The organism is Glaciibacter superstes DSM 21135 (genome assembly GCF_000421145.1).
GTDB lineage: Bacteria > Actinomycetota > Actinomycetes > Actinomycetales > Microbacteriaceae > Cryobacterium > Cryobacterium superstes.
The window spans coordinates 100,823-125,171 of sequence record NZ_ATWH01000014.1 but is presented as its reverse complement, the minus strand read 5'-3'; the positions used below and the strand labels follow the sequence as shown (position 1 = coordinate 125,171).

29 protein-coding genes are annotated in these 24,349 nt (G+C 65.8%); 15 read left to right on the top strand and 14 right to left on the bottom strand.

What is annotated here, in order from left to right; translation table 11 throughout:
- Nucleotides 1-103: 103 nt before the first annotated feature.
- Nucleotides 104-469, bottom strand: a complete 366-nt coding sequence (locus K323_RS0119040; protein WP_022886854.1) for a putative quinol monooxygenase — start codon at nucleotides 467-469, stop codon at nucleotides 104-106.
- Nucleotides 466-1,206, bottom strand: a complete 741-nt coding sequence (locus K323_RS29105; protein ID WP_022886853.1) for an SDR family NAD(P)-dependent oxidoreductase — start codon at nucleotides 1,204-1,206, stop codon at nucleotides 466-468. The genes K323_RS0119040 and K323_RS29105 overlap by 4 nt, the downstream gene beginning before the upstream one ends.
- Before the next feature lie 88 nt (nucleotides 1,207-1,294).
- On the opposite strand from K323_RS29105, the gene K323_RS27330 reads away from it, so the two are divergent.
- Entirely contained in the window at nucleotides 1,295-1,750 is a 456-nt protein-coding gene (locus K323_RS27330; RefSeq protein ID WP_022886852.1) for a MarR family winged helix-turn-helix transcriptional regulator, read from the top strand.
- 44 nt (nucleotides 1,751-1,794) lie between these two features.
- On the opposite strand, the gene K323_RS0119025 is transcribed toward K323_RS27330, so the two are convergent.
- Nucleotides 1,795-3,423: an amidohydrolase gene (locus K323_RS0119025; protein WP_022886851.1), complete on the bottom strand. Its 1,629-nt coding sequence runs from the start codon at nucleotides 3,421-3,423 to the stop codon at nucleotides 1,795-1,797.
- A 119-nt stretch (nucleotides 3,424-3,542) separates the two neighbouring features.
- Complete coding sequence (locus K323_RS0119020) at nucleotides 3,543-4,826, bottom strand: cysteine desulfurase-like protein (protein ID WP_022886850.1); 1,284 nt, start codon at nucleotides 4,824-4,826, stop codon at nucleotides 3,543-3,545.
- Nucleotides 4,827-4,900: 74 nt separating this feature from the next.
- Between K323_RS0119020 and K323_RS27325 the strand changes: the two genes are divergently transcribed.
- Both K323_RS27325 and K323_RS27320 read left to right on the top strand, forming a co-directional pair.
- A complete protein-coding gene (locus K323_RS27325; protein WP_084697489.1) occupies nucleotides 4,901-5,851 on the top strand; it encodes an LssY C-terminal domain-containing protein in 951 nt (316 codons plus the stop codon).
- Nucleotides 5,848-6,351 carry a hypothetical protein gene (locus K323_RS27320; RefSeq protein ID WP_051147435.1) on the top strand — a complete coding sequence of 168 codons (504 nt, stop codon included), beginning with the start codon at nucleotides 5,848-5,850 and terminating at the stop codon, nucleotides 6,349-6,351. The genes K323_RS27325 and K323_RS27320 overlap by 4 nt, the downstream gene beginning before the upstream one ends.
- Here K323_RS27320 and K323_RS0119005 read toward each other — a convergent pair.
- Together K323_RS0119005 and trhO are read right to left on the bottom strand one after the other, a co-directional pair.
- Complete coding sequence (locus K323_RS0119005) at nucleotides 6,341-6,853, bottom strand: tetratricopeptide repeat protein (RefSeq protein WP_022886849.1); 513 nt, start codon at nucleotides 6,851-6,853, stop codon at nucleotides 6,341-6,343. The genes K323_RS27320 and K323_RS0119005 overlap by 11 nt on opposite strands.
- Before the next feature lie 95 nt (nucleotides 6,854-6,948).
- Nucleotides 6,949-7,920, bottom strand: coding sequence for an oxygen-dependent tRNA uridine(34) hydroxylase TrhO (trhO, locus tag K323_RS27315; RefSeq protein WP_022886848.1), 972 nt, complete (start codon nucleotides 7,918-7,920; stop codon nucleotides 6,949-6,951).
- Here trhO and K323_RS0118995 point away from each other — a divergent pair.
- The gene (locus K323_RS0118995) at nucleotides 7,913-8,194 is read left to right on the top strand and encodes a hypothetical protein (RefSeq protein ID WP_245571028.1); all 282 of its coding nucleotides are present in this window, start codon (nucleotides 7,913-7,915) and stop codon (nucleotides 8,192-8,194) included. The genes trhO and K323_RS0118995 overlap by 8 nt on opposite strands.
- Before the next feature lie 63 nt (nucleotides 8,195-8,257).
- On the opposite strand, the gene K323_RS0118990 is transcribed toward K323_RS0118995, so the two are convergent.
- Nucleotides 8,258-8,791 (bottom strand): metallophosphoesterase family protein, encoded by a 534-nt coding sequence (locus tag K323_RS0118990; RefSeq protein WP_022886846.1) that lies wholly within the window; start codon nucleotides 8,789-8,791, stop codon nucleotides 8,258-8,260.
- Between the two features lie 22 nt (nucleotides 8,792-8,813).
- Here K323_RS0118990 and K323_RS30780 point away from each other — a divergent pair, with 22 nt between their 5' ends.
- From K323_RS30780 to K323_RS30570, 5 genes are all read left to right on the top strand, one after another.
- Nucleotides 8,814-9,011, top strand: a complete 198-nt coding sequence (locus K323_RS30780) for a hypothetical protein (protein WP_084697487.1) — start codon at nucleotides 8,814-8,816, stop codon at nucleotides 9,009-9,011.
- A 106-nt stretch (nucleotides 9,012-9,117) separates the two neighbouring features.
- The gene (locus tag K323_RS0118985) at nucleotides 9,118-10,116 is read left to right on the top strand and encodes an alpha/beta hydrolase (RefSeq protein WP_022886844.1); all 999 of its coding nucleotides are present in this window, start codon (nucleotides 9,118-9,120) and stop codon (nucleotides 10,114-10,116) included.
- 43 nt (nucleotides 10,117-10,159) lie between these two features.
- Nucleotides 10,160-10,597, top strand: a complete 438-nt coding sequence (locus tag K323_RS0118980; RefSeq protein ID WP_022886843.1) for a DUF1622 domain-containing protein — start codon at nucleotides 10,160-10,162, stop codon at nucleotides 10,595-10,597.
- Complete coding sequence (locus K323_RS28560; RefSeq protein ID WP_245571027.1) at nucleotides 10,594-11,073, top strand: pyridoxamine 5'-phosphate oxidase family protein; 480 nt, start codon at nucleotides 10,594-10,596, stop codon at nucleotides 11,071-11,073. The genes K323_RS0118980 and K323_RS28560 overlap by 4 nt, the downstream gene beginning before the upstream one ends.
- A 3-nt stretch (nucleotides 11,074-11,076) precedes the next feature.
- On the top strand, nucleotides 11,077-11,241 hold the full coding sequence (locus K323_RS30570; RefSeq protein WP_245571026.1) for a pyridoxine 5'-phosphate oxidase C-terminal domain-containing protein: 165 nt from the start codon (nucleotides 11,077-11,079) through the stop codon (nucleotides 11,239-11,241).
- Between the two features lie 103 nt (nucleotides 11,242-11,344).
- On the opposite strand, the gene K323_RS0118970 is transcribed toward K323_RS30570, so the two are convergent.
- Complete coding sequence (locus tag K323_RS0118970) at nucleotides 11,345-11,998, bottom strand: alpha/beta fold hydrolase (RefSeq protein WP_022886842.1); 654 nt, start codon at nucleotides 11,996-11,998, stop codon at nucleotides 11,345-11,347.
- Nucleotides 11,999-12,091: 93 nt separating this feature from the next.
- Complete coding sequence (locus K323_RS0118965; RefSeq protein WP_022886841.1) at nucleotides 12,092-12,727, bottom strand: LysE family translocator; 636 nt, start codon at nucleotides 12,725-12,727, stop codon at nucleotides 12,092-12,094.
- Between the two features lie 95 nt (nucleotides 12,728-12,822).
- Between K323_RS0118965 and K323_RS0118960 the strand changes: the two genes are divergently transcribed.
- The 4 genes from K323_RS0118960 (at nucleotide 12,823) to K323_RS0118945 (ending at nucleotide 17,069) form a co-directional block, all read left to right on the top strand.
- The gene (locus tag K323_RS0118960; protein ID WP_022886840.1) at nucleotides 12,823-14,358 is read left to right on the top strand and encodes an MmgE/PrpD family protein; all 1,536 of its coding nucleotides are present in this window, start codon (nucleotides 12,823-12,825) and stop codon (nucleotides 14,356-14,358) included.
- Nucleotides 14,358-15,257: a methylisocitrate lyase gene (prpB, locus tag K323_RS0118955; protein ID WP_022886839.1), complete on the top strand. Its 900-nt coding sequence runs from the start codon at nucleotides 14,358-14,360 to the stop codon at nucleotides 15,255-15,257. Before K323_RS0118960 ends, prpB begins: the two co-directional genes overlap by 1 nt.
- Before the next feature lie 9 nt (nucleotides 15,258-15,266).
- Nucleotides 15,267-16,409 carry a bifunctional 2-methylcitrate synthase/citrate synthase gene (locus K323_RS0118950; protein WP_022886838.1) on the top strand — a complete coding sequence of 381 codons (1,143 nt, stop codon included), beginning with the start codon at nucleotides 15,267-15,269 and terminating at the stop codon, nucleotides 16,407-16,409.
- A 102-nt stretch (nucleotides 16,410-16,511) separates the two neighbouring features.
- A complete protein-coding gene (locus K323_RS0118945) occupies nucleotides 16,512-17,069 on the top strand; it encodes a thioesterase family protein (RefSeq protein WP_084697485.1) in 558 nt (185 codons plus the stop codon).
- 15 nt (nucleotides 17,070-17,084) lie between these two features.
- Here K323_RS0118945 and K323_RS0118940 read toward each other — a convergent pair whose 3' ends face one another.
- Nucleotides 17,085-17,591 (bottom strand): SRPBCC domain-containing protein, encoded by a 507-nt coding sequence (locus tag K323_RS0118940; protein WP_022886836.1) that lies wholly within the window; start codon nucleotides 17,589-17,591, stop codon nucleotides 17,085-17,087.
- Between the two features lie 101 nt (nucleotides 17,592-17,692).
- On the opposite strand from K323_RS0118940, the gene K323_RS27305 reads away from it, so the two are divergent.
- Nucleotides 17,693-18,586 (top strand): aminoglycoside phosphotransferase family protein, encoded by an 894-nt coding sequence (locus K323_RS27305; protein WP_022886835.1) that lies wholly within the window; start codon nucleotides 17,693-17,695, stop codon nucleotides 18,584-18,586.
- Here the strand turns inward: K323_RS27305 and K323_RS27300 are convergent.
- A complete protein-coding gene (locus K323_RS27300) occupies nucleotides 18,583-19,194 on the bottom strand; it encodes a GNAT family N-acetyltransferase (RefSeq protein ID WP_033373621.1) in 612 nt (203 codons plus the stop codon). The two genes, K323_RS27305 and K323_RS27300, sit on opposite strands and share 4 nt — an antisense overlap.
- 100 nt (nucleotides 19,195-19,294) lie before the next feature.
- Here K323_RS27300 and K323_RS0118925 point away from each other — a divergent pair, with 100 nt between their 5' ends.
- Complete coding sequence (locus K323_RS0118925) at nucleotides 19,295-20,155, top strand: SDR family oxidoreductase (RefSeq protein ID WP_022886833.1); 861 nt, start codon at nucleotides 19,295-19,297, stop codon at nucleotides 20,153-20,155.
- Nucleotides 20,156-20,273: 118 nt separating this feature from the next.
- Here the strand turns inward: K323_RS0118925 and K323_RS0118920 are convergent, their stop codons facing one another.
- From K323_RS0118920 to K323_RS0118910, 3 genes are all read right to left on the bottom strand, one after another.
- Complete coding sequence (locus K323_RS0118920; RefSeq protein WP_022886832.1) at nucleotides 20,274-21,953, bottom strand: phytoene desaturase family protein; 1,680 nt, start codon at nucleotides 21,951-21,953, stop codon at nucleotides 20,274-20,276.
- Between the two features lie 108 nt (nucleotides 21,954-22,061).
- On the bottom strand, nucleotides 22,062-23,081 hold the full coding sequence (locus tag K323_RS0118915) for an N-acetylglucosamine kinase (RefSeq protein ID WP_033373662.1): 1,020 nt from the start codon (nucleotides 23,079-23,081) through the stop codon (nucleotides 22,062-22,064).
- Nucleotides 23,078-24,349 carry a 6-phospho-beta-glucosidase gene (locus K323_RS0118910; RefSeq protein WP_022886830.1) on the bottom strand — a complete coding sequence of 424 codons (1,272 nt, stop codon included), beginning with the start codon at nucleotides 24,347-24,349 and terminating at the stop codon, nucleotides 23,078-23,080. Before K323_RS0118910 ends, K323_RS0118915 begins: the two co-directional genes overlap by 4 nt.

The following is a 24,349-nucleotide window of genomic DNA, read 5'->3' as shown; positions in this document are numbered from 1 at the left end:
TCGCTTCGAACAGCCTATTGGTAGCTAACGGCGCGTGCTGCATTTCCCAGTCTCTTCACGGAGGCACTCCACCGGAACAGGGCGGTAGGGCCCTCAGGCTCAGCTACACCCCCAATAACTGGATACCAAAGGTCTCGCGGACGTGTCCGCTGAGTGCAACTTGCTCCAACAAGACGGGAGGGGTCGGGGCCGCGGCGAGGAGCGAGGCCAGTTCGGGCACACGGGTTCTCATCCAGTCTCCGTGGTCTTGGAACGCCTTGACTGAGGCATAGGCCTGGATGACTGTCAGCGGCCCGGAATCGTCTCCGATCGGGCGGTGGACAGAGTAGTGAACACCTCCAGGTTCGGCGTGCATTGTCGTCGCGAACCGACGAAGGAGGGCTACCAGCTCCTTCTGCCGACCAGGCTGGGCCTGCATCTGGTTGGTGACGACGAACACCGACACTGTGGCCTGCTCTCGCGCGGTCATGAGAACTCCGCCAAGGTGAGAGCCGCAGCGATGTCGTCCGGTGTCGTTAGGCGAATCACGTCACCGGGTCGGGATGCGTCCGCCGCGAGGCCAACGGCAATGGTCCCGACTTGTGCGGACGTAACCCAGTCGGGCTCGCCGGCGACAGAACGTGTGCTCACGGGGCCGAGCACGAGTGCGAACGCCCGGTGCGATCCCTCCAATTCTGCGACAAGGACCTGCTGCATCATCAAGACCGCAGACTGCTCCATGCTCACCAGCCCACTGGAGGGGACCGGCCACGATGCCGAAGCGCCGACGATCACCGTATAACTGCCGCCTCGAATGAGGCGCGGAATGACGGCCCGGGCAACCGCCATGTGGGCCGTTGCAAGGCTGACGAAGGCTGACGTCCAATCGGCTTCGTCAATCTCCCAAAGTCGCTTCCCTGCCCACCAACCGCCGATCGGCGCCACGACGTCATCGATCCCACCAAGGTTCGACACCATTTGCTCGGCGAGGTCGTCGGCTCCGGCGAAGGTCGTGTAGTCATGAACAACCAGGTGCAGCCTGTCGGACCCCAGCTCACCGAGGATCGACCGGAACTCTTCCGCTCGCTCGGGTGTGCGAGTGGGAACAACGACCTCGGCGCCCGCGGCAAGGTAGGCCCTCACGACACCTTCCCCGACTGCACCCGTCCCGCCGGGAATGAGAACTCTGCGACCTGCAAGATCGGCATTGGCAAACTGCTGAACCATGAATTTCTCCTTTATGTTGGCCTAACCAACGTTGTTTGAGCCAACATATACCCAGATCGTTGGTTTGTCCAACGGTTATGCTGGACGTATGCCTAACGAAGACCCGCTACGGCCTCCCGGCCGCCTCGAATCCCTTACGCAGTGGCAATCCGGAAAGATCGCCACCCTCGGGGCCCGCCTGACGTCGAGCCGGATGCCTCTCGGTGGTCGAGCCGACTTCGCCGTTCTCGCTGCCCTTCAGCAGTTCGGGCCCTTGAGCCAGGCCGATATCGGGAGAAGTCTTGGGCTAGACCGCAACGACGTCAACGAAGTCGTCGGACGCCTCGAGGGCGCCCATCACGTTCACCGGATGCCGAATCCAACCGATCGTCGACGCAACACCGTCACAATCACAGCCCAAGGGGCGCGACACCTCGACGAGTTGGAAGCCATCGCCCATGAAATTCAAAACGACCTTCTACAGGGCCTGGATCAGAATGAACGGGTGCAACTCAGAGCCCTGCTCAGAAAGGTCCTTGCGAGCCACGGCCCTCAGCCCTCCTGACGCGACCCCGACAGCGGGCCAGCTACACCATCAAGCAATCCCGATCAGTTCCGCTGGTAGACGGGTGCGCCGGCCAGATAAGTCGACTCCACAGTGAGCGCAGGCAGCTGATCCGGGGTCACCGTGAACGGATCGGCGGAGAGCACGACCAGGTCGGCGTACTTGCCGACCTCGAGGCTTCCCACCAGCTGTTCGGCCTGCACCTGCCAGGCCGCGTCGATGGTCTGCGCCCGAATCGCCTCCTCCAGGGTGATGCCTGGAACCTCGTCGAGGTGCCCGCCGGAGCGGGTGGCGCGGGTGATGGCCACCATCATGTTCCGCAGCGGCTCAGCCGGCGTCACCGACCCGTCATTGTGCAGGGAGATCCGCAGCCCGGCGTCAAGGGCGGCGCGGGCATCCGTCCACGACCCGCCGTGCTCTGGCCCGAACAGGTCGTTCACCAGCACCTCGCCCCAGTAGTAGACGTGGTCGATCAGGAAGCTCACCGTGACGCCGAGGCGTGCAGCCCGTTCGAACTGCGCCGGGTTCATCGTTCCGACGTGCTCGAGCCGCAGCCGGTGGTCGGCGCGCGGCGATCGTTCCAGGAGCGCTTCCCAGCAGTCGAGCACCATATCGATGGCGAGGTCGCCGTGCGCGTGACAGGCCAGTTGCCAGCCATGGGGGAAGTACTGGTCGACGATGCCGTCGAGTTGCTCGCGGGTGTAGTTCGCCGAGCCCTTCGAGCCGGGCTCGATGCCGACGGCGCGAGCGGCCGGAGTGTCGAGGTAAGGGAACGACAGCAGGATGTTCCCGACCCACGGCGAGCCGTCTGCCCACGTCTTGACGCCGACCTGGCTGATCAGATCGTCGCCATTGACGAGGGGCACGGATGCCGAAGCGCCAGGCACCGACATCTCGTAAAGGCGCAACCGGGCGGTGACACCTGTTTGGCGCAGTGCTTCAAGGGCGGGAGCCTTGGCGTGTGTCCAGCTCATGTCGCTGACGGTGGTGATGCCGACGGCGTTGAGCCCCGTGAGGTAGGTGGTGAGCAGGGCGGGGAGCTCGCGCTGGGCATCCTGCAGCACTCCTCCGAGGAGGGCGAAGAAGGCGCCGACCTCGAACCCCTTGCCGGTCAGTTCGCCTGCGTCGTCTCTCACCCAGTGCGAGCCGACGGGGTTGGGGGAGTTCTTGTCGATGCCTGCGGCGTGTGCGGCGGCGGTGTTGAAGTAGACCACGTGGCCGGAGTTGTGCAGGATCACGATGGGGGTGCCGCCGCCGATCTCATCGAGCAGCTCGATGCCCGGCTCTTCGAGGCCGGATTGCAGGAGGCTGTCCCAGCCGGTGAAGTACGCGCCGTCTGGCCGGGCGGCGACGCCGTCACGGATGGCCGTCATAACATCGGCTGCGGCGGCGATGGTGACGGGGCGGATATCGATCATGTACCGGCTGAGCGCAATGGCGGTGTCGGTCGGATGCCCGTGTGCTTCGACGAAGCCGGGCAGGAGCGCGCGGGAGCCGAGCTCGACGACCTGCGCATCCGCCGAGGCCGCGGCCCGCACTGACGACTCGTCTCCGACCGCGACGATGCGGCCGCCCCGCGCGAGCAGCGCCTCGGCGCGCGGATTCTCTGGTGCGACCGTGATGACGGTGCCGATGAACAGAGTCTCTGCCGGTATCGATGCGGCCGCTGGCATTTCTGTGGGAGTAGTGAGCACAGAAGAACGCTCCCACACATTCGGCCACGAGTGCGCTCAAATCGTCGCTTCAGCGCGGCAAACGACGATTTGACCGCACGCGCGGGGGCGAAACGGAACTACACCCGGGTGAAGTCGGCCAGGGCCGTGAGCAGACGGTCGACCTCCGCACGGGTGTTGTACGGAGCCAGGCCGACGCGCAGGCCGCCGTGGTCGCCGAGACCGAGCCAGCGTGACGCCTCGAGCGCGTAGAACGAATCGGCCGGAGCGAGGATGTCTCGCTCGGCCAGATACCTCGCCGCGTGCGCCGGATCGCGGCCTTCGAAGGTGACCAGCAGCGTCGGCGTGCGTTCCGGCGCCCGGGAATGCACGGTCACGCCGAGCATTCCCGCGAGACCGACTTCCAGAGCAGCGCGCAGCTCATTTTCATATGCCTCTACGGCTATGGATGACGCAACGAGCCGCGCCCGACGTTCTGCATCCACTGCATCCGTCGCCCGCGGAGCATCACTGCTGCCGCTCTCGCCGAGCCACGCGAGGAAATCGACCGCCGCCGTCACACCCGCCATCGTCTCGTACGGCAGAGTGCCGAACTCAAAACGCTCAGGCACTGCGTTGGTCGACGGCAACAGCTTGTCTGGCATGATGCTCTCGAGCAGTGCCGGTGCGGCCGCGAGCACGGCGCAATGCGGCCCGAGAAACTTGTATGGCGAGCAGGTGAAGAAATCCGCGCCCATCGAGGCCAGGTCGACGGATGCGTGGGCCGTGTAATGCACGCCGTCCACGTAGAACAGGGCGCCGACCTCGTGCACCAGCCGCGCGATCGCGGCCAGCGGCGGCCGCGTTCCGATCAGGTTCGATGCCGCGGTCACGGCGACGAGCCTGGTGCGTTCGCTGAGCACAGCCCCGACCGCGTCGGCGGACAGTTCACCCGTGCTCGGGTTGAATCCCACCCAACGCACGACGGCGCCTGCGCGTTCTGCCGCCTGCACCCACGGCCTGATGTTCGAGTCGTGATCCAGGCGGGTGACGACGATCTCATCGCCGATCTTCCACCCGCGAGACAGGTGCCTGGAGAAATCGTAGGTGAGCTGCGTGGCACTCCGCCCGTAGACGATTCCGCGAGGGTCCGCGTTCAACAGGTCTGCCGCTGCCTGCCTGAATTCCGCCACCGCAGCATCCGCGTTGCGTTCTGATTCACTGCTTGATCCGCGGTTGGAGAGCGGGCCGGTCAGCGTTGACGCGATCGCCTCGCCGACCAGCCTCGGTGCCTGTGTGCCGCCGGGTCCGTCGAAGTGGGCGACTCCGGTGGCGAGGGCGGGGAAGTGGGCTCGAACCGCATCCACGTCGAAAGCCCCGGTTTCAGACGTGGCGGGCTCGAATGCTGCAGGGTCGGACGTCATTGTGCCTCCAGATCGGGTGCCATCGCTACGACCAAGCCTACGGATGCCGCCCCTCACGCCCTAACATTGGCCGTATGCCAGACACCGTGAAAGTGGGGTCGCAGCCGCCGTCCGAGCCGGCGGCACCGCCAGAGCACACGAAAGTACGCGGAGCCCGCAAGCGATTCTCGGTCAACCGAGCGCTCGACAACTTCTTCTTCGTCTTCGCCGGCGCAGCCGCCGTCTGGCTCGCCTACCTGGTGTTCACCGAGAGCTTCACCTGGGGCTGGTGGGCGATCGGCTTCGTCCTGGTGTTCTGGCTGCTCATCGCCTACCTGGTGCTGCCACGTTTGCATCGCATCCTCACCCAGCTCTACGTTCCCGACTACTTTATCGGGCGTACCCGCACCAGCGACGGCTTGCTCGGCGACCCGGTCAACCTGGCCGTGAACGGCACGGAGCGGCAACTTCACCTGGCCATGACCAACGCGGGCTGGACGCGGGCGGATGAGATCACCTTCGCCTCGACCAGGCGGATTATTGTCTCGACTCTCACCAGGCGCAGCTACGACGAGGCGCCGGTGAGCCCGCTGCGGCTGTTCGGGCGGCAACAGGACTTCGCCTATCAGCAGGAGGTCGAGAACAACCCGGCCAAACGCCACCACGTGCGGTTCTGGAAGTGTCCGACCGGCTGGATGCTGCCAGGCGGCCACCGTGTCGACTGGGTTGCGGCCGGAACCTTCGACCGTGCGGTCGGATTCTCTTTGTTCACCCTGCAGATCACCCACAAGATCGACGAGAACACCGACATCGAGCGTGACCACATCATCCACACAATCCGCACCACGGAGCCGGCGGCGCGGGTCGTGCTGATCCGTGACTTCGCCACCGGTTACCACTCCCGGAACGGCGGAGGCGACACCATCCAGACGGATGGCGACCTTCCGGTGATCGACCTGCGTCGCATCCAGGTCGACGGGGAGAAGCTTCCCGCCGATGTGTTCGAGCAGGAGGCCCCCGTCGTCGAACTGCGGGGGGTGTCATGAAGAAGCCGCAGGCGACCAGGATCGGCGCGATCCTCATGTGTGCCCGCTCGGTATCCGGGTTCGCGGTCATCATCGTCGAGGCCGTGTTCCTTAAGGAATTTGCCCGCACCCTCATCATCGACGGCCAGAATCTTGCACTGAGCGACGAGGAGGCGAGTGTCGTCCTGGCGGTCCTGCTCGGCGCATATGGGTTTGCCTTGCTGATCTACTTTGTGCTCGCGGTGTTCGTCTTCCTCGGTCACAACTGGGCTCGCATCATGTCGATGGCCTACGCCACATTCAGCATTGTGATCGCGTTTTTGGGCTGGTGGGACAACGGCGTTGAAATCACACTCCGGACGACGCTCCTCACACTGGCACTGGACATCTTGATCCTGCTGGCACTCTCAAGCACCACCGCGAGGGAGTATGCGCGTCGGCCGCGGGGCCGATCGCTCGCCGCTTCCGTGGCGACGGCGACGGATGCTTCTGGCGCGACAGACCTGCGGCCTATGCCGTGACGCCTGGGTCCGCTTCGACGAGCAGCCGCGCATAGTTCGCCATCGAGCGCTGGTAGCGGGGCAGATGCGGAGCGAGCGCCGCGACGGCGATGCTCACCGCTTCGCGTTCGCGGCCCACATCGGTCAGGGCAAGGGCGAGAACGGCGCTGAGCGCGTCGTCGAGATTGCTGGACTCCCGACCGCGTTCCTCTTCCAGGATGGCGGCACTCTCCTCCGCCTTGCCGAGATTGCGCAACGAGCTGGCCAGCTGGATGACGGCTCGTCGCCGGCGTTCTCCGGTGAGGCCGGTCTCGAGGGCTTCCCGGTAGAGCGGAATCGCGAGGTCGGAGTGGCCGGTCGAGTCGCGGGCGGCCGCACGCTCGAACGCGGAGACGGCGCTCCCGGCCGGCAATTCGGCGGCAAGGGCATCTATCCGCGCAAGGAACTTCACCCCATCGAGCTCGTCGAGGGTCGCCCATAGCGTGGCCGCTCGTTGTTCCCATTCACTGTCGGTCTCCGTCATCCGGCCACTGTACCCGTGCCGCCGTGCCGAAGCGACGACGCGGCAGCGAGTGCAAACCCAGGGCAGAGCGAGTGGCTAACTCAGGAGGAACGGGCTCAGGGTGCGGCCAGTCCGCGTGATTCCGCGGCGGCGGGCAAGGACTGTCCGGAATCACCTGAGTTAGCCACGTCGGTGGCGTGGACAGCGCAGGCGGGTGTGGCCTGGGCAACGCAGCCCTGACAGACCACGAGTTGTTCCCGACACGACAGGTCGCGGCAGTTGAGCATGTTCTTCGTTGCGTCACCGCATACCTGGCACTGCCCGATGACGGCGGCGTGGTTGCTGAAGTCGACAGACATCCGCTGGTCGAAGACATACAGTGAGCCGTTCCACAGGCCGTCATCGCCGAACGCCTCGCCGTACCGAGCGATGCCGCCATCGAGCTGGTAGACCTCGTCGAATCCGCGCGCCTTCATCAGACCACTCAGCACTTCACAACGGATGCCACCGGTGCAGTAGGTGACGACCGGCTTGTCTTTGAGGTGGTCGTATTTGCCGCTGTCGAGCTCGGCTACGAACTCCCGGGTGTTGGCGACATCGGGAACGACCGCGTTCTTGAATCTGCCGATCTCGGCTTCGAACGCGTTGCGGCCGTCGAAGAACACCACGTCGTCGCCGCGCTCTGCGACCAGGTCGTGCAGCTCGGCCGGCGCCAGCTTCGCGCCGCCACCGACCACACCGTCGGCATCGACCTGCAGTTCACCCGGTGCGCCGAAGCTGACGATCTCGTCTCGTACCTTCACGACCAGCCGGGGAAAGTCGAGGCTCTGCCCATCGTCGTCGAGCCCGGTTCCCTCGCTCCACTTGACGTCGAGATTCTTGAACGGAGCGTAATCGCGGGTTTTGCGGAGGTATCGCTTGACGGCGTTCAGCTCACCACCGACGGTGCCGTTGAGACCGTCTTTCGAGATGAGGATGCGACCGCGAAGGCCCAGCCCTTCGCAGAGGTCGCGTTGCCACAGTCGCACGGCTTCGGGGTCGGCCAGCGGGGTGAAGACGTAGTAGAGCAGGATCTTCGGAATGGCCACCGCCTCATTTTACCCGCGCCAGCCTGAGGGAACTGCTTTAGGATCGGTGGCCATGGGAGAGGCGCAGGGCTTCGAGTTTCGTGAAAGCGACGGTGTTGTTGTGGTCACGCACCACGGCAAGGTCGCCGCGAAACTGCGGGCGGATGCCGCGGCGCAGTTTCTGAGCGACATCGAGCGGGATGATCCGCAGTTGGTGATGGCTCGCGTGACGGGCAACTACAAGCACGGGAACGAGCGCGTCGCCCGGCAGCATCCGCGGAACGCCGACCGCTAGAGGTCGGGCCATGCCGTCCCATCAAGAGTGACCGCATCACGAGCCGAAAGCACGTCAGCGGTGTCAGGCGCGGGGGAATCGAGGCGCAGGCGTCACCTTCCGCACCTCGACCAACTCGACGTCTCGCAGCGCGCCGGCGTCGGCGACGGCGGTGATAAACGTGCTGGCAGGTTGCCGCCGGCGGTCGGTGGGCGAGCCCGGGTTCAGCAGCCGCATGCCGGCAGGGGAGACGGCGTCCCACGGAATATGACTGTGTCCGAACACGAGCACGTCCGTCTCGGTGAATCGTTCATCAGCGCGCGCCTCGCGCCCGGCGGCCGTGCCGGTTTCGTGCACGACCGCAAAACGGATGCCATCGAGCTCGAATCGCGCGACCTCCGGCATTCGCTCGCGAAGGTCGGTCCCGTCGTTGTTCCCATAAACACCGACCAGCCGGGGAGCACGCGCCGCCAACACCTCGAAGGTGGCCAGATCGACCCAGTCTCCGGCGTGCACGATGACATCGGCGGCATCCACCGCCTCCCACACCTGAGGCGGAAGCTCACGCGCCCGTGCCGGAACATGTGTGTCCGACAGTAGAAGGAGTCTGGTCGCCACGTGAGGTCCTCCCCCTGGTTCGATGTCGCCCCCTCGAGAAGTACTCCCTTTTGCGCAGAACCTCAACCACTGGCAGCGATCAATTACCGGGGGCACGGTGGACTACAAAGACCTCCCAGAGGTACCCAAGGAGGTCGCGTCAACGACAGCGGCGCTCGCCGCGAACGCCGCTCACCTCGCCGGGCTGCTGAAGTCGAGCCAGTACCCGCCGCGGGGATGACAACGGCAAGAAGTCCCCGCGGCTGACAGCTGTCACGCGCCGGTTCCCAGCCTCCGTGCATCCGTCTCCCAGCGGGGACACGGATGCGACGCCTACGCTCGCCCGAATGGCCATCAGCACTCCCCTTCCGGGCTCCAGCCCGCTCTCCCGCGTTCCGGTGTGGGTCTGGCGCGCGCTCATGGCCGGGGCCGGCCCCGATGAGGTGCACCGGTTCAACGCGGAACCACTCGACACCGTGGACTACCACCTCGACGAGGACTACGCCGGCGACGGCATCCGTCAGCATCGTCTTGACGTGCTCACACCGAAGGATGCGACGGAGCCCCTCCCGGTATACATCTACTTCCACGGTGGTGGCTGGACCTCGGGTGACAAGGCGCCGCTGACCAAATACTGCGCCAGCCAGGCCGCAGACGGCATGGTCGTCGTCAACGCGAACTATCGCATGGCGACCCGCTTCCAATTGCGCCACATGGTCGAAGACGGCAACGCGGTGCTCGACTGGGTCGCCCGCAACATCTCCGACTGGGGCGGCGACCCGACCAGGATCGTGCTCGGCGGCGACTCTGCCGGTGGGCACATCGCCGCGTTGCTCGCTGCGTCGGCGTTCCACGACGACCTCGCCGCGCACTACGGAATCACGCCGGGCGTCGAAGCGCAGAACCTGCGGGGCCTCGTGCAGCACTGCAGCATGGCCGATTTCTCTGTGATGTTCGAGCGCGGCTTCATCCTGGGAATGAATTTCTTGCGCATGCTGCTGCCGCAACGCGGGCGCGGCACAGCCCTGCGCGACGCGGCACGATTCCTGTCGCCGATCGAGTGGCTCGACAAAGGCTTCCCGCCGGTCTTCGTGACGACGTCTGAACGCGATTTCTTCTACCAAGCGAACCTCAACTTCATCGAGGCGCTCCGGCGCCGTTCCCTTCCCGTCGATGCCATGGTCTTCGCCCGCGATCGAGTGAACACCAGGCATACCTGGCAGCAGGATGCCGCGCATCCGGAGTCGCAGGAGGTCTACCAACGCCTCGGCGACTTCGTACGCCGTGTGGCCGCGCTGCCGGCAACGCTCCGCGCGCCGCTCGCGGCGGCTTCCGCGACCGGCTGAAAATCACGCGGCGCGGCCCCTCGCGTGCTGCCATGATGGCGGTATGGATACGGATGACCTCTTCGAGACGGTCACAAAGGTCTTCGAAGTCGGCGGGGTCGCGACCATGGTCGTCGGATTCCTAGTGGCGATCGTGCTCTCCCTGCGCGTCTGGATCGTGGACAAGAATGGTGAAACCGCCTTCCGCACGCTGCGGCAGACGTTCGGCGGGGTCATTCTGCTCGGGCTCGAGATCCTCGTCGCGGCAGACCTGGTGAAGACAGTCACCTCAACACCGTCCCTGACGGATGCCGTGGTGCTGGGCATCATCGTTCTGATCCGCACGATCCTCAGCTTCTCCCTGCAGGTCGAGATCGACGGGGTTGCGCCGTGGAAGCGGGCGCTCGTCACCGGCCCACAGGTCATCGCCAGGGCCGTGAAGAAGACGGATGCCGTGGCGGCTTCACCGCTCGGCTCGACGACAGGGGAGACCACGCGATGACGCCCACCGACGCCCAGCGCGCACATTCGCTCGGCGGTGACGAGTCCCTCCAGCTGCCTGAATTCGACAGCCCGCCGGCCGATCCGCTCGCCCTGGTGCGAGAGTGGTTCGCGGGAGCCGAAGAGTACGGCGTGCGTGAGCCGCGGGCCGCGACGCTGTCTACTGCCGACCCTGATGGTCGGGTCTCCGCACGCACGGTGCTCATCATCGGGGTCGACGAAGCGGGCCTCCTGTTCAGCACTGATTCGCAGAGCCTGAAGGGGCGTGACCTGGCGGCGAACCCCGCGGCATCCGTCACCTTCTACTGGCGCGAGACGCTGCAGCAACTGAGGGTGACCGGTGTGGCCCCGCGACTCGGAGCAGGCGAGTCTGACCGGCTGTTCGCGGCGCGCACCCTCGAAGCGAGGGCCGCGACGGCAGTGTCGCACCAGGGCGAGCCGCTCGCCAGCGAGGCAGAGCTCGACGCAATGGTGTAGCAGGTGCTCGACTCTGGCGACACCGTGACGCGCCCGTCGTCGTGGTTCGGCTACCGGGTCGTTCCCGAGCACATCGAGTTCTGGCACGGCCGCACGAATCGGCTGCACCGTCGCCTGCACTACACGCGGGACGCCGCCGGCTGGCGAAACGAGCGCCTTCAGCCCTGAGTCCTCTACCGCGCCGAACGGCCCGAAAAGCACCTTCACGGGCAAAGAGGGATAAAGGACCATTTCGGGCCCCTCGGTGAGGATCGAGCGTGCGAGCGTGCGGTCAAGCGACCTCACGCGCGAAGTCGTCTAACGCTGCAGCCACGGCGTCGGGATTGGTCAGTGTCGCGTAGTGTCCGCCGGGAATCTCCACCGGTTCGAGTCCCAGTCGCTCGCGAACGTGCCGTCTCATGAACGACGGCGGAAAGAACTGGTCATCCAGGCACAGGATCGCACGTGTCGGCACGGCGGGGTGCCGATCGCCTGGCCACGCCCGCGACATCCATTCACCCTGCTGATCGCGTTCTCTCGCTCGCGCCTCGGCGGCGAGCGACTCCGGCACGCCGTTGAAGAACGACACGTCTTCGTCTTCGTCGACGGTCTCCAGGTTGTGGCCCGTGTTGGTCCACCAGTCCATGAAGGTCTCGCCCGGCAGCGGAATCATTCCGGCGAGATAGACGAGCCCGTCTGCCTGGAGTGCGTCGCAGACCAGGGGAGCAGTAAAGCCGCCGAGCGAGTGGCCGACCACGATGATATTGGCGCGGTTGGCGACGGCGTCGGTAACGGTGCGAACGTAGTCATCGAGTCCGGCGTTCGCATCCTCGATCGGCAGGTCGACGGCGACCATTTCGTGGCCGGCGCTTTCAAGGAGGGGAGCGACGAGATGCCAGTCCCAGGCGGTCGAACCGCCCCCGTGGACCAGTGCAAATGTTGCCATAGCCCTCCCCTTTCGTTATGTGGACGATGTACACATTACCGGATGGACCAGGGCGCCGTCCACATGGAGGTGGGCCGGTGACGGATGCAGCGGCTACGACTTCGCGCCGGTCACCGCGAGTGCCCCGCCGAGGCCGACCATCATGACGCCGCCCGTCGCCGTGAGGCGCTCGATGCGCTTCGGCGACTTCCCGAACCAGGCGCGGGCCGATCCGGCCGCGATCGCCCAGACGCTGTCGAAGACCACTGCGAGCACGACGAAGAGCACTCCAAGAGTCAGGAGCTGTAACGGCACGGCCCCAGCGGAATAGTCAACGAACTGAGGCAAGACTGCAACAAAGAACACGATCGACTTCGGGTTGCTGATCCCGACCAGGAATCCCTCGGCGAGTAACCGCCAATTCGAGCGTGGAGTGATCACTGCTACCGGAGAGGTGGATGAGCGGCGGTGTCGGATTGCTTGCACGCCGAGGTAGACGATGTACGCGGCCCCGGCGAACTTGATCACCGTGAACACGATCACCGATTGCGTCACGATGGTGCCGAGTCCGAACGCGACGGCGACGATGATCGGGATGATTCCCAGGGCATTTCCGAACACGCTCAGCAGGCCGCCGAACCGGCCGAGAGCGAGTGACCGCCCGATGACAAACAGTACGCTCGGGCCAGGCAGCACGAGGAGCGCGATCGCGGCCAGCGCGAAGGTCAGGAGGTTGGCCACGGGAACCATTCCCAAATCGTACTGCCGAGGTTGCGTGCTCCACCAGCCTGACGCGACCCGGCTCCACTTTCGCGACTCCCAGCCGTAGCGGGTAGGTTGCGTATGTGAAGTTCCACGACGTACGCGTGCATCGAAGTGACGAGAATCTGGCCCGTGAGGGACAGTTGGCCTGGAAGATCGCCGAGGTCGCGGCCGATCCGGTCGAGGTCTCTGCGGAGGTCACCGACATGGTCATCAACCGGGTGATCGACAACGCCTCCGTGGCTGCGGCATCACTCACCAGGAAACCCGTCGTGTCCGCGCGCTCGCAGGCCATCTCGCATCCGCGCTCGACCGGGGGCGACGGTGCCAATATCTTCGGCACGGATGCCGCGATCCGGGTTTCGCCTGAGTGGGCGGCCTGGGCGAACGGGGTGGCCGTTCGGGAGCTCGACTATCACGACACATTCCTGGCTGCTGAATACTCGCACCCGGGCGACAACATCCCCCCGATCACGGCAGTTGCCCAGCACCTCGCCGCCGAGCGCGGTCTGACCGGTCGTGACCTCGTGCGCGGCATCGCGACCGGTTATGAGATCCAGGTCGACCTGGTGAAGACGATCAGCCTGCACAAGCACAAGATCGATCACGTCGCGCACCTCGGCCCGAGCGCTGCGGCCGGCATTGGCACGCTCCTCGGACTCGACGCCGAAACCGTCTTCCAGGCCGTCGGCCAGGCGTTGCACACCACGACGGCCACCAGGCAGTCGCGGAAGGGCGAGATCTCGTCGTGGAAGGCTCACGCACCGGCCTTCGCAGGGAAGATGGCTGTCGAAGCCGTCGACCGGGCGATGCGCGGCGAGACCAGCCCAACCCCGATCTACGAGGGTGAAGACGGTGTCATCGCCTGGCTGCTCGACGGCCCGGACGCCTCATACAGCGTGCCGCTGCCCGAGGCTGGTGAAGCGAAGCGCGCCATCCTCGACACGTATACGAAGGAGCACTCCGCGGAGTACCAGGCACAGGCCTGGATCGACCTCGCCAGAAAGCTGCACCGTGAGTACCCCGAGGTCGGCAACCCTGACAACGTCGCTTCCGTCGTCATCCACACCTCCCACCACACGCACTACGTGATCGGGTCTGGCGCGAACGACCCGCAGAAGTACGACCCGACGGCGTCGCGCGAGACTCTCGACCACTCGATCCCCTACATCTTCACCGTCGCCCTGCAAGACGGCGCCTGGCACCACGTCGATTCATACGCTCCGGCGCGGGCAGGCCGCCCTGACACGGTGGCGCTGTGGCAGAAGACCACCACCGTCGAAGACGCGGAGTGGACTCGCCGTTACCATTCCCTCGACGTCAAGGAGAAGGCCTTCGGCGGACGGGTGGTCATCACGCTCACCGACGGCCGCACGATCACTGACGAGATCGCGGTGGCGGATGCGCATCCGCTTGGCGCACGGCCGTTTGGCCGAGCGGAATACGTGAACAAATTCCGCACCCTCGCCGCCGACGTTCTCGAAGCCGATGAGATCGAACGTTTCCTCGAGCTCGCCCAGCGGCTGCCGGAGCTCGACGCGCACGATCTCGGCCTGCTGACGATCGCCGCCCGGCCAGGACTTCTGAAAGAAACCCCGCTTCCGAAGGGACTGTTCTGATGCTGTACGCCACGACCACACCGGCCGAGAAGCGACTGGTTCTGCGGGCCGGGCTGGCCAGCGGTGAGATCCAGCGCTTCCCAGGCGCCTTCAATCCGCTGTCGGCGAAGCTGATCGAGGCGAAGGGTTTCGACGGCGTCTACATCTCCGGCGCCGTGCTCTCCGCCGACCTCGGCTTGCCCGACATCGGGCTGACGACTCTGACTGAGGTCGCGACGCGCGCGCAGCAGATCGCCCGCATGACCGACCTCCCCGCGATCGTCGACGCCGACACCGGATTCGGCGAACCCATGAACGTGGCCCGCACCATCCAGACCCTCGAAGACGCCGGCCTGGCCGGCACCCACATCGAAGACCAGGTCAACCCGAAACGCTGCGGGCACCTCGATGGCAAACAGGTTGTCGATGAGGACACCGCGCTGAAGCGCATCCGTGCGGCCGTCGATGCGCGCAGGGACCCGAACTTCCTGATCATGGCGCGCACCGACATCCGTGCGGTTGATGGTTTGGATGCGGCCATCGACAGGGCCAAGAAGCTGGTGGATGCCGGCGCTGACGCGATCTTCCCCGAGGCGATGGCCACCCTGGCCGAGTTCGAGGCCGTCAGAAAAGCCGTCGACGTGCCGCTGCTGGCGAACATGACCGAGTTCGGAAAGAGCGAACTGTTCACCGTCGACCAGCTGCAGAACGTCGGCATCAACATGGTCATCTGGCCCGTGTCACTGCTGCGCCTGGCCATGGGATCGGCGGTGCGCGGACTCGACACGTTGAACGAACACGGCACCCTGGAACCGTCGCTCGGCGAAATGCAACATCGCGCAGATCTCTATGAACTGCTTGACTACGAGTCGTACAACCACTTCGACACCAACGTCTTCAACTTCCAGATCAAGCGCTAGGGGAGCAGCATGGCCCAGACTCAGCAAGCAGAGCAGCAGCAGGAGAAAGAGATTTACAAGGGCCTCGCCGGGGTGCCGGTCGATTACACCGCGATCTCGAAGGTCAACTCCGACACGAACTCGCTGCTGTACCGCGGCTACCCGGTGCAGGAACTCGCCGCCCTCTGCAGCTTCGAACAGGTCGCCCTGCTGCTGTGGAACGGCGAGCTGCCGAGCGCCGACGAGCTCGAAGCCTTCGAACACGAAGAGCGTTCGCAGAGATCGCTGGCCGCCAATGTGCGACGCGCGATCGACGACCTGCCGCTCACTACGCATCCGATGGATGTCTGCCGCACGGCGGTCAGCATCATCGGGGCCAACGACCTCGAGGCAGAAGACAACGCGCCGGCCGAGAACCTGCGCAAGGCGAAGTCATTGTTCGCCCAGCTGCCGGCGATCGTCGCCTACGACCAGCGCCGCCGGCACGACCAGCCCATTGTCGAGCCGCGCGCTGACCTCGGGTACGCAGAGAACTTCCTCTACATGACGTTCGGCGAGGAGGCCGACCCGGAAGTCGTCGACGCCTTCCGGGTATCGCTCATCCTCTATGCAGAACACTCCTTCAACGCGTCGACCTTCACGGCGCGGGTGATCGTCTCGACCCTCTCAGACCTGTACTCGGGAGTGACCGGCGCGATCGGGGCACTCAAGGGCGAACTGCACGGCGGCGCCAACGAAGCGGTCATGCGCACTTTCGGCGAGATCGGCACGCCAGACAAGGTCGAGGCCTGGCTGGAGCACGCACTCGCGAACAAGAAGAAGATCATGGGCTTCGGGCACCGCGTCTACAAGAACGGCGACTCCCGCGTGCCGACGATGCGCGCCGCCATGGAGGCGATGCTGGAGCACTTCGACCGCCCCGACCTGCTCGAGATGTACACGAAGCTCGAATCCGGAATGGCAGAGCAGAAGAACATCAAGCCGAACCTGGACTACCCGGCCGGACCCGCGTACCACGTGATGGGCTTCGATACCGAGACGTTCACCCCGATCTTCGTGGCCAGCCGCGTCATCGGCTGGTCGGCGCACATCATGGAGCAGCTCGCATCCAACGCGCTGATCCGTCCGCTGTCGGTCTACAACGGCGAGGACCAGCGCGAGGTCCCGGCCTAGCCGTTCACGACAGTTTTAAGACGCCAGGGCGACGGATGCCTGTGGCAGGCCACAGGGGATGCGCCGGTTGCGACGCGGGGTGGCTAGCATCGCAGGGTGCACATGATCTTCCGAACGATGCTCCACTTCGTCCTGTCTCGCTTCGGGCCGCGCCTCGGCCACTACGACGTGGCGCGCACGCAGTTCACGACGCTGCCGACCGATCAGGACACCATGCGTCACATGAACAACGGCGTGTACCTGTCGATCATGGATATCGCCCGCTTCGACATGCTTCAGCGGAACGGCGTCTGGAAGATCTTCCAGCAGCGCGGCTGGTATCCGGTTGTGGTGTCTGAGACGATCAGCTTCCGCAAGTCCCTGCAGATGTGGCAGAAGTTCACCATCGAATCGCGCATCATCGGGTTCGACGCGAAAGCGATGTACGTCGAGCAGCGTTTTGTGCGACCAGACGCCGACGGCAAGCCGGAGATTTACGCGCAGGGTTTCATCCGCGGGCGCTTCCTCAAGCGTGGAGGCGGCGTGGTGACGATCGACGAGCTGACGGATGCCGTTGGCGTCGCACCTGCAGCCGTCACCATCCCTGAGTGGCTGCTCAGCTGGAGCACCGATGTCGCGATGCCGCCGACGCGTGCGGCCGCGCCCAGCGTCTGGGAGTAACAGAGCGCCGCTCTCCTACGCGGGCCGCATCGGAACCATGAGCTCCCGGTAGAACTGCGCGTGCGCCGGGTAGTAGTGCTCCCATTCCGGCAGCGGACGTCTGGCGCGCGCGGCGACCAAACGGTCGAGGTAGTAGTCCCAACCAGGTCCGACGGTGGAGGCCTCCGCGGCCGACCGCAGCCGCTGGCCGAACGTGAGCGTCGTCATCCCGTCGCCTTCGACCAGGTGGAACATCACTCGCCAGGCATCGTCACCCTGCCCGAAGTCGCCGGCGAATCGATGCGGAGCACGGCACTCGAGGATGCTCACATACTCCCAGTCGGCGCCCTCCTCCGCTGACATGCGAAACTTCACGGCGCCGGTCGACGGTGAGCCGGTGTACGTGCCGACCCATTTCTCGAGTTCGGCCGGCCGGGTGAGGCTGGCCCAGACATCTGCGATCGGGGCGGCGAACAGGCGGTCCACCATCAGGTAGAGACCGTCCTCGCGATGCGCGAGGCGCCCGGTTGGTTTGGCTGACATAACGACCTCCAGCGGTGAAGCAGCAACGAAGAGCTGCCCTTCTTCGAGGCTAGGCCTTCTTCGCACCGGTATCCAGCCTTTCCAGCTGGGATACTGGCCGGGTGAGCCAAACCGATTCGAGAACGGATGTCGCCGACTACCTCAAGCGCTGGCACCTCGAACCCGATGGCGGGGCGTTTTCGACCCCGAGCAGCGTGCTGGCTCCGGTGCGAGCGCAGGGCATTCCGGCGATGCTGAAGATCGCCCTCGTCGAAGAAGAGGCGGCAGGCAATCGGCTGATGACGTGGTGGAACGGGCGCGGTGCGGCCTCTGTGCTCGAGCACGACGACAACGCCGTGCTCCTTGAACGCGCACTCGGCACGCGTTCCCTCGTGGAGATGGCACGGGACGGCGATGACGAAACAGCCACCCGCATCCTGTGCGCCGCGGCCGGGCGACTGCACGCGATCACGCCGGACGCAGCCGGTCCCCTCCCGGCCGGCATTCGCGATCTCGATGACTGGTTCACGGAGTTGTTCCAGCACGCTGACGCCGTTCGTGCCGACGCCGTTAGTGCCGACCGCAGCGGCGGCTTCCACGCGCGCGCCGCGGACATCGCTGCGGAACTCCTAGCGGACCAGCGCGAGGTGGTTGTGCTGCACGGCGACCTCCACCACGGCAACGTGCTCGACTTCACCGGCCGCGCAGGCGCGTCCGATTCCGGCGGTTGGCTCGCGATCGACCCTAAGTGCATCGTCGGAGACCGGGCCTTCGACTTCACCAACATCCTCTGCAACCCTGATGCAGAAGTGGCGACCAGACCAGATCGGCTGGCCAGGCAGATCGACGTGATCACGGATGCCGCGGGCCTCGACCGCGAGCGCCTGGTGCGCTGGGTTGTGGCCTGGTGCGGACTCTCATCCGCCTGGCTCGAGCGCGCCGGGCTGCTCGCAGGGCACACGCTCGCGGTCGGTCTGGAAGCCGAGAAACTCCTCGCTGACGTACGCCGAGGCTAGACCGCGGCATCCGTTCTGATGCCGAGAACTGGAGCATCCGGCGTGCTCGAGCGCAGTTCGACGAATCCGAGCCGGTCGTAGAACGCGCGCGCCGGCGTGTTCGAGGCGGCCATGGTCAGGTGCAGGCCACGGATGCCGCGGGCGGCAAGCGCCGCGAGGAGCGTCCTGACCAGTTGCCGGCCGAAGCCCATTCCCTGGAGCTCGGGCAGGAGGTCGATGTGAAGGTGCGCTGGGTACTCGTCCACCTCGGCCACCAGCATCCGTTCTGGCTGGTAACCCAGGTCGACCATCTCGGGGACCGGCCCCGGTTCGCGGGGATATTTCGCTGCAAACGCCGGCAAGCGCTGGGAGCGGTATCGTTCGACGAAGGCGCGAGTGTCTGCGGTGGCGACGATGTACCCCGCGATCGTGGTGCCGGTGTCGCTGCTGGTATCGACGACGAACGCCAGTTCCGGCTCGAAGTCGACGTATGGTCCGGCGAAGATGTCGGGGACGAGGTCGTCGCTCACGTGGAGTCCGGTCGCGTCGTTGCCGCCGTCACCGGTCAGAGTGCAGATGCGGTACACGGCAGCGCGGTCTTCGGGGCGGTACGGGCGGATCTGGGGCATCGTCCCATTATCTGGGGTGATGCCCGGATCGGCGCGGGGCGGGAAGGTTCTCGACTTCCATGCGTTGTCATATGAAACATCACGCAACGAGAGGAACACTATGACTGTGGTTGTAACCGGCGCGACAGGGCAATTGGGGCGACTGATCGTGGAGTCACTGATTTCGCGAGGCGTGGCACCCGGAGAGATTGTCGCGACAGGGCGACAGATCGCGAAGATCGATGACCTTGCCGACCGCGGTGTGAAGGTGGTGAGGATCGACTACCTCGACGAGGAGAGCCTCGCCACAGCCTTCGCCGGCGCTGACACCCTGATGCTGGTCTCCGCCAGTGAACCGGGCAGTCGCCTCGCCCAGCATTCGGCGGCGATCGAAGCCGCACAGCAGGCAGGAATCACCCGCATCGTCTACACGAGCGCTCCGCACGCCGACACCTCTGCGCTGTTGCTTGCGCCGGAGCACAAGGGCACGGAAGAAGTGATCCGCTCCTCTGGCCTCGCTTTCACGATCCTTCGAAACGGCTGGTACACCGAAAATTACGGGCAGGCTCTCGAGCAGGCGCGCGACACCGGCGAGATCGTCGCCAGCGTGGGCGACGGCCGGGTCGCCAGCGCCAGCCGCATCGACTTCGCGGATGCCGCCGCCGCTGTGATCGTCGGCGACGGCCACGAGAACGCGACGTACGAACTCACCGGCGATGTGGCGTGGACGTTCTCCGATCTTGCCGACGCCGCAGCCGAGGTTCTCGGACAGCCGGTCGTCTACCGTCCAGTCTCGGCGGAGGAGCACACCGCTATTCTCACTGCCGCCGGGTTGCCGGCCGGCACCGCCACGTTCGTTGTCGGGCTGGACGGAAACATCAGGGACGGGCTCCTCAGCGAGACCCCAGGAGAGCTCGCCCGCCTCATCGGCCGGCCGACCACGCCGCTGGCAGATGGGTTGCGCGCGGCGCTCGCCGCCTGACTGCCGCTTCGACGAAGCGTCAATCGACTCGCCAGTGCGCCTGAATCGTCGGTTTGACACCGTTGAACCGACGATTCGGCCGTACGGGTGAGCGCTACGGCCGGGCGGGGCGGTGGGCTCAGTCGCCCTCGAGCACGGCCATGGCGGCGTTGTGCCCGCCGATGCCGCTCACTCCTCCGCCGCGACGGGCGCCCGCCCCGCAGACGTAGATCCGCGGGTGCCCGGTGGCGACGCCCCAGCGCTCGGCCGCGGTGCGCTGCGGGTCATCATCTTCCAGGAACGGCCACGAGAGCGGCCCGTGGAAGATGTTGCCGCCCGGCATCGCGAGCGCGTGCTCGAGGTCGAGCGTGGTCTTGGTCTCGATGCACGGCCGGCCTGCGGCATCCGTCATCAGTACGTTCTCGATCGGCTCGGCCAACACGGAGTCGAGCGATGCAAGCACAGCGGCCTGCAGGCGCCCACGGTACGAGTCGTTGTTTTCTTCGGTCAGCCAACGGCTCGGGCTATGCAGGGCGAACACCGTGAGCGTGTGGGCTCCGGATGCCGCGAGTTCAGGCGAGAGGATGCTCGGGTCGGTCAGCGAGTGGCAATAGATCTCGCAGGGGAGCACGGCGGGAATCGTACCGTGCGTTGCCTCCTCGTACGCCACTTCGAGCTGGCTGAGGGTCTCATTGATGTGAAAGGTGCCGCCGAACGCTGCCTCGGGCGACACCGACGCGTCGCGCAGCCGCGGCAGGCGGGTGAGCATGAGGTTGACCTTGACCTGCGCGCCTTCCGGCCGGGCGATCGGGTCGGTGCCGTTGGGGTCATTGCCGTTGGGGTCGCTGCCATTGGAGACGCTGACGGATGTCTCCGGCCCAGTCTCGCCGAGCAGACCCTGCAAAACCCAGGGCGCGACATTCGCGAGCACCCGCCGCCCAACGACACTCCGTGAATCGACACTGCGTTCCTGGGCGTCGCCGCGGTGCCGGTAATGCACCTCACCGTCTGGTGAGACCGAAATGACCTCGGCGCCGGTCACCAGGTGGGCGCCCGCGTCGCGCGCCGCCTTCTCAAGCTCGCCGGAGACGGCTCCAATGCCGCCGATCGGTACGTCCCAGTCGCCGGTGCCGTTACCGATGACGTGGTACAGCAAGCAGCGGTTGGCATCGAGAGTAGCGGCATCCGTCGACGTGAACGTGCCGATCAGGCCGTCGGTGGCGACGACGCCGCGAACCAGGTCATGGCTGAAGCGATTTCTGATGGACTCACCGATCGGCCGCTCGATGAACTGCTCCCAGACGGAGTCGTCGCCGAGCAGGCGGCGCGCTTCCGACCGGGTGGGGAGCGGCTCCGTCATCGTCGGGAAGATCGCGGCCGCAAGGTGGGCGGTGTCGCGGTAGAACGCGTCCCACGCGGCCGCGTCGGTGCCTGTTCCGACTGGGCTTGTTCCGACTGGGCCTGCTCCGATCCGGTCGAACGAGGCGCGGGTAGCGCCGGGGTCGCCGTGGTCGACGAGCAGCCCGACAGACGCGTCGGCGGGGTTCGGTGTGTACGACGAGTACCGGCGCCTGGCAAGACGGAGATCGAGACCCAGTTCGTCGATGATGCGCTTCGGCAGCAGGCTGACCAGGTAGGAGTATCGCGATAGTCGCGCGTCGACGCCGTCGAACGCGTCGGCGGAGACGGCCGCGCCACCGAGATGATCATCGCGCTCAAGCAGGATGACGCTTCTACCTGCCTTCGCGAGGTAAGCGGCGGCGACCAGCCCGTTGTGTCCGCCGCCGACGATCACGACATCATGTGTGGGGTGTGCCATGGCCCCGACCCTAGCCGACCCGACTGCCGACCCGCCCGCCCGGCGACAGCGTCGTCGTGAGCCGCGCTAACCGGCCTTTCGGCCCCGCATCGCCGATTTGGCACGGCGTCAACCAGCCAGGGCCGGCTCGACGGAGAGCTCGATCTGCGCCGCTGCGAGCGCGCCAGACGACGCACCCTGCGCCTCGAGAGCGAGAAGAGCCGCACCGAGAATCGGCGGTGACGACACCAACTCCAGGTGGGCGTGTGGTGCTTGGGCGTCCAGACCCCGCCGCATTTCCTCGGTCAGTCGCGCGTCACGCGCCGCGATCACCCCGCCGCCGAGCACGACCGGAACGGCCCGCTCCAGGAGGTCGAGTCGGCGCAGCGTTGTCGCAGCCAAAGTGACGATCTCCTCAGCTTGGTGATCGACGATGCTCCCCGCGACAAGGTCGCCTCCGGCAGATGCCCCGAAGACGACAGGGCTGAGGTCTGCCAGGCTTGCCCTGGTCACCCGCTTGAAGTGCAGGGCCTCGGTGACCTCGCTCACGGTCTCGAGTCCATAGGCTCGGGGAATCTCGCGGCGAAGGATCGTTTCCGGCCCTCGACCGTCCTCCGCCCGAGCGGCGTGCCAGAGACCCGACTCGCCGAGGGCAAAACCGCCTCCCCAGTCCCCGGAGATCATCCCCAGCGAGGCGTAACGTACGGTTCGACCATCGGCGCCGACGCCGACGCAGTTGATCCCGGTCCCGCAGATCACAGCGACGGCGTCCTTCTCGTTCGTACCGGCGCGCAACAGGGCGAAGAGGTCGTTATCGACGACGATGCCGCCTGCTGCCCACAGTTCGTTCGCCCAGGGAAGGCGACGAATCGCTCGTTCGAAGTCAGCGATCTCCACGGGCAGGTCAAGCCCCGAGACGTACAGGTGCGCTCGCAGCACCGGCCCGTCGTTCGCTGCCCTGGTCACCTCCTCGACGAGTTCGTTCACAACGGCGACGGATGCCGCGAGCCCGATCATGTGCGGGCTGGTACCGGGTCGGCGTGCGCGTGCGAGGACTGCCCCAGTTTCATCCAGCGCGACGGCGTCGGTCTTCGAGCCACCGCCGTCGACAGCGACGATGATCCCGCGCCGCTTGGGTGATTCGTTCACTTCGCCCATGACAGGTACTGCGCGTTGGTTGCGAGTAGCAGGTCAGTGAGCTTCTCGGCCCGGTCATACTGCTGCACCAGCGGGTGCGCGAGCATTGCCCGCAGCACACGGTCGCGTCCGCCGTGGATGGCGGCGTCAAGGGCAAGACGCTCATATCCCGCCACGTGCCCGACGAGCCCGGCATCCCCAGGCGAGAGCGGTGCGGCCGCGAGCGGATGCAGCCCGCGCGCGTCGACCCGCGCCGGTACCTCGACGACGTGGTCGTCCGGCAGGAACGGCAGGATGCCGTTGTTCTGCACGTTGACCACCTGTTCGCTGCCCGTAGTGGAATGGAGCGCGGCAATGAGGTCGACTGCGGCCTCTGAGTAGAACGCGCCACCGCGCTTGGCGAGTGCCTCCGGCTTGGTGTCGACGGTGGGATCGGCATACAGCCGGAGCAGTGTCTGTTCCACCTCCATCACCGCTTCCGCCCGAGTCGGTGACTCACGCTGCTCGCGTAGCACAGTGTCGTGCGCGTAGAAGTAGCGCAGGTAGTACGACGGCACCGTGCGCTCGAGCGCCAGGAGCGATGCCGGCAGTTCCACCTCGTGCGCCAGCTCGGCGAGGTGTCCCTCCAGCAGCTGTGGCAGCACGTCACGCTTACCGTTTTCGTCCGAAAGATAGACAGCCCGCTCCCAGGTGAGGTGGTTCAGGCCGACGTGGCCGAGGGAGATCGCCTGGTGGTCGACTCCCAGCATCCGTGCAAAACGACGTTGGAAGCCGATGGCCACATTGCAGAGCCCGACTGCGCGGTGCCCGGCCTGGAGCAGGGCACGGGTGACGATTCCGACGGGGTTGGTGAAGTCAATGATCCAGGCATCCTTCTTCGCGTGGGTGCGTACGACCTCTGCGACGTCGAGCACAACCGGCACCGTCCGCAAAGCCTTGGCGAAGCCGCCTGGCCCCGTCGTCTCCTGGCCGATGCAGCAGACCTCATGCGGCCAGGTCTCATCCGTCTTCCGAGCTTCCTGGCCCCCGATGCGGAGCTGGATGAGAACGACGTCTGCGTCTGACACTCCGGCCACAAGGTCAGGAGTTGCCGTGACCTTCGCCGGGTGTCCGGCGGCGGTGAACATTCGTGCCGCCATACCGCCGACGAGGCGTCGGCGTTCCGCATAAGGATCGACCAGCCACACCTCTTCGAGAGGCAGCGTCTCGCGAAGGCGGGCGAACCCGTCGATGAGTTCTGGGGTATATGTGGAACCCCCTCCCACGATTGTCAGTTTCAT

What these genes read in the sequence shown, in the direction of transcription:
- K323_RS0118925 (WP_022886833.1), top strand. Translation starts at nt 19,295, where the DNA reads ATGACTGTGGTTGTAACCGGCGCGACAGGGCAATTGGGGCGACTGATC.
- K323_RS27325 (WP_084697489.1), top strand. Translation starts at nt 4,901, where the DNA reads ATGCCAGACACCGTGAAAGTGGGGTCGCAGCCGCCGTCCGAGCCGGCG.
- K323_RS0119025 (WP_022886851.1), bottom strand. Translation starts at nt 3,423, where the DNA reads ATGCCAGCGGCCGCATCGATACCGGCAGAGACTCTGTTCATCGGCACC.
- K323_RS0118910 (WP_022886830.1), bottom strand. Translation starts at nt 24,349, where the DNA reads ATGAAACTGACAATCGTGGGAGGGGGTTCCACATATACCCCAGAACTC.
- K323_RS0118940 (WP_022886836.1), bottom strand. Translation starts at nt 17,591, where the DNA reads ATGTCAGCCAAACCAACCGGGCGCCTCGCGCATCGCGAGGACGGTCTC.
- K323_RS27330 (WP_022886852.1), top strand. Translation starts at nt 1,295, where the DNA reads ATGCCTAACGAAGACCCGCTACGGCCTCCCGGCCGCCTCGAATCCCTT.
- K323_RS30780 (WP_084697487.1), top strand. Translation starts at nt 8,814, where the DNA reads ATGTCGCCCCCTCGAGAAGTACTCCCTTTTGCGCAGAACCTCAACCAC.
- K323_RS0118965 (WP_022886841.1), bottom strand. Translation starts at nt 12,727, where the DNA reads ATGGTTCCCGTGGCCAACCTCCTGACCTTCGCGCTGGCCGCGATCGCG.
- K323_RS0119040 (WP_022886854.1), bottom strand. Translation starts at nt 469, where the DNA reads ATGACCGCGCGAGAGCAGGCCACAGTGTCGGTGTTCGTCGTCACCAAC.
- K323_RS0118995 (WP_245571028.1), top strand. Translation starts at nt 7,913, where the DNA reads ATGGCCACCGCCTCATTTTACCCGCGCCAGCCTGAGGGAACTGCTTTA.
- K323_RS29105 (WP_022886853.1), bottom strand. Translation starts at nt 1,206, where the DNA reads ATGGTTCAGCAGTTTGCCAATGCCGATCTTGCAGGTCGCAGAGTTCTC.
- K323_RS0118950 (WP_022886838.1), top strand. Translation starts at nt 15,267, where the DNA reads ATGGCCCAGACTCAGCAAGCAGAGCAGCAGCAGGAGAAAGAGATTTAC.
- K323_RS27300 (WP_033373621.1), bottom strand. Translation starts at nt 19,194, where the DNA reads ATGCCCCAGATCCGCCCGTACCGCCCCGAAGACCGCGCTGCCGTGTAC.
- K323_RS0118980 (WP_022886843.1), top strand. Translation starts at nt 10,160, where the DNA reads ATGGATACGGATGACCTCTTCGAGACGGTCACAAAGGTCTTCGAAGTC.
- K323_RS0118920 (WP_022886832.1), bottom strand. Translation starts at nt 21,953, where the DNA reads ATGGCACACCCCACACATGATGTCGTGATCGTCGGCGGCGGACACAAC.
- K323_RS0119005 (WP_022886849.1), bottom strand. Translation starts at nt 6,853, where the DNA reads ATGACGGAGACCGACAGTGAATGGGAACAACGAGCGGCCACGCTATGG.
- K323_RS27320 (WP_051147435.1), top strand. Translation starts at nt 5,848, where the DNA reads ATGAAGAAGCCGCAGGCGACCAGGATCGGCGCGATCCTCATGTGTGCC.
- K323_RS0118945 (WP_084697485.1), top strand. Translation starts at nt 16,512, where the DNA reads ATGATCTTCCGAACGATGCTCCACTTCGTCCTGTCTCGCTTCGGGCCG.
- K323_RS0118970 (WP_022886842.1), bottom strand. Translation starts at nt 11,998, where the DNA reads ATGGCAACATTTGCACTGGTCCACGGGGGCGGTTCGACCGCCTGGGAC.
- K323_RS0118985 (WP_022886844.1), top strand. Translation starts at nt 9,118, where the DNA reads ATGGCCATCAGCACTCCCCTTCCGGGCTCCAGCCCGCTCTCCCGCGTT.
- K323_RS28560 (WP_245571027.1), top strand. Translation starts at nt 10,594, where the DNA reads ATGACGCCCACCGACGCCCAGCGCGCACATTCGCTCGGCGGTGACGAG.
- prpB (WP_022886839.1), top strand. Translation starts at nt 14,358, where the DNA reads ATGCTGTACGCCACGACCACACCGGCCGAGAAGCGACTGGTTCTGCGG.
- K323_RS0119020 (WP_022886850.1), bottom strand. Translation starts at nt 4,826, where the DNA reads ATGACGTCCGACCCTGCAGCATTCGAGCCCGCCACGTCTGAAACCGGG.